This is a genomic window from Komagataeibacter europaeus LMG 18890 (assembly GCF_000285295.1).
In the GTDB taxonomy this organism is placed as follows: domain Bacteria; phylum Pseudomonadota; class Alphaproteobacteria; order Acetobacterales; family Acetobacteraceae; genus Komagataeibacter; species Komagataeibacter europaeus.
Genome location: NZ_CADP01000236.1, coordinates 1 through 2,129, shown reverse-complemented (window position 1 = coordinate 2,129; position 2,129 = coordinate 1). Strand labels below are relative to the sequence as shown.

General features: G+C 53.0%; 3 protein-coding genes and 1 pseudogene. 1 reads left to right on the top strand and 3 read right to left on the bottom strand.

Features of this window, described 5'->3' with window-relative positions; genetic code table 11:
• The 3 genes and pseudogenes from GEU01_RS21070 to GEU01_RS21060 form a co-directional block, all read right to left on the bottom strand.
• Positions 1–410, bottom strand: a pseudogene (locus tag GEU01_RS21070) (IS5-like element IS1031A family transposase); the annotation flags it as partial.
• 85 nt (positions 411–495) lie between these two features.
• Complete coding sequence (locus GEU01_RS26050; protein ID WP_152927715.1) at positions 496–738, bottom strand: hypothetical protein; 243 nt, start codon at positions 736–738, stop codon at positions 496–498.
• Positions 739–750: 12 nt separating this feature from the next.
• The gene (locus tag GEU01_RS21060; protein WP_010511846.1) at positions 751–1,251 is read right to left on the bottom strand and encodes a MucR family transcriptional regulator; all 501 of its coding nucleotides are present in this window, start codon (positions 1,249–1,251) and stop codon (positions 751–753) included.
• Positions 1,252–1,719: 468 nt separating this feature from the next.
• Between GEU01_RS21060 and GEU01_RS23730 the strand changes: the two genes are divergently transcribed.
• Positions 1,720–2,129, top strand: a 410-nt coding sequence (locus GEU01_RS23730) for an IS5 family transposase (protein WP_042710803.1), incomplete at its 3' end; no start/stop codon positions are given.

Here is a 2,129-nt window from a genome sequence, read left to right as displayed (position 1 = left end):
CCCGCGTCATAGCCCGAAAGCCCGCCGCTTTCCGTAGTTTTCACCGACTGGCTGTCAATCACGCCCGCGCTCGGGGAGGCTTCACGCCCCTCGATCTCGCGCAGGCTCATGACCAGCACCGTATTCATGACCTCGAACAGCCCAGTATCACGCCAGGCGTAGAAATAGCGCCTGACAGTCGAGACCGGCGGAAAGCATTTCGGCAGCAGGCGCCACGCGCACCCGGCCGAGGCTATGTAGAGCATCGCATTGACCACCTCGCGCATATCCGTCGTGCGAGGGCGACCGCCCCGTTTCGCAGGGGGCACAAATGGCATGATCAAAGCCCATTCCCCGTCCATCATATCCGATGGATATCGCAGTCCTTCCCGGCTATGTTCACGTCGGGCAATACCAGTCCATGTCACCATTCACTCCATCTCTTCGTAAAGACGGATGAATCACAACAGGCTGGTATTGTTCAAAAACTTTCGGATCGGGCTCTTATACCGTGTATCATATCGTTACAACATACATACCAATACAGACGCCATCATGCCCCTGCCCTGCATGATGGTCTTCACCCACAGGATCGCGCTTTATACGGGGGTGATTGGCCCGGCCCCGTGAACGGCGGCATGCATTCATGACAGGTTGGAAATGCAATATTTCACCTGTCATTACATATGGCGAAATATCTTTATCTTCCCTGAAAATACAAACACCCAGCCTGCGAACAGGCTGGGTGTCTGCGATCATGCGGCGTATCCATTACGCCTGTGCGTCGGCGCCCTTCTTGCGACGCGCACGGGTCTTGCGCGCGGGCTTTGCCGGGGCTTCCGCCGCGACTTCTGGTTCCGGCTCAACCACAACCTTGCGACCCAGACCGATCTTCTGTGCAAGGGATGAGCGATGCGCGGCATAATTGGGCGCGGTCATCGGATAATTGGCGGGCAGGCCCCATTTTTCACGATACTGCTCCGGCGTCATGCCATATGCCGTCTGAAGGTGACGCTTGAGCATCTTCAGCTTCTTGCCGTCTTCCAGGCAGATCACGTAATCAGGAAATACTGATTTCTTTATCGGCACGGCCGGCTGCAGCGGGGCGGGTTCAACCGCCTTCTCGGCGCCCAGCCCCTTCAGCGCAGTATAAACCGTCTCGATCAGGGTGGGGATCTGCTCGATGCCAACGGTATTATGATTGGTATGCGCGGCCACGATCTCTGTCGTCATGGATACCAGTTCGGTATGCGGGAGATCTTTATTATCCAATGTCTGTATCTTTCCTCTGTAGATTGCCGTCCAGGGACATATCTGCCCTATCAGTAATAATCATGCGTCTATTATGCAACCACAACAAAGCCTTTTGATGCATATTTTTTATATCATACCCATTACACGCACATACGCGGCAATGCCTGCATGGGTTACATATCAGTACGCCTTTCTGTGTTCGGACAAGCACGGTTTCCCAATAATAAATCCACCCATTATCGCATTCACGGATCATATGCAATTTTTTGTTTGGAGAGTTGAAAAAATAGCATTTCAGATCCCTGATTTACTGATTTTTGTTAATGAATTTTCATTGTTTTATAAACACATCATATAGAATATCCGACCTGTTCATCGATCATGCTCGATGAAAAAAATAAAAACAAACCTTAGAGCCCGATCCGAAAGTTTTTGAACAATACCAGCCTGTTGTGATTCATCCGTCTTTACGAAGAGATGGAGTGAATGGTGACATGGACTGGTATTGCCCGACGTGAACATAGCCGGGAAGGAATGCGATATCCATCGGATACGACGGACGAAGAGTGGGCTCTGATCATGCCATTTATACCCCCGGCGAAACGGGGTGGTCGCCCCCGCACGACGGATATGCGCGAGGTGGTCAACGCGATGCTCTACATAGCCTCGGCCGGGTGTGCGTGGCGTTTGCTGCCGAAATGCTTTCCGCCGGTCTCGACCGTCAGGCGCTATTTTTACGCCTGGCGTGATGCCGGATTGTTCGAAGTCATGAATACGGTCCTGGTCATGAGCCTGCGCGAGATTGAGGGGCGTGAAGCCTCTCCAAGCGCGGGCGTGATTGATAGCCAGTCGGTAAAAACCACGGAAAGCGGCGGGCTTTCGGGCTATGACGCGGG

Bases quoted from the DNA above. Each gene is read 5' to 3' on its own strand.
- GEU01_RS26050 (WP_152927715.1), bottom strand. From the start codon at position 738: ATGATCGCAGACACCCAGCCTGTTCGCAGGCTGGGTGTTTGTATTTTC.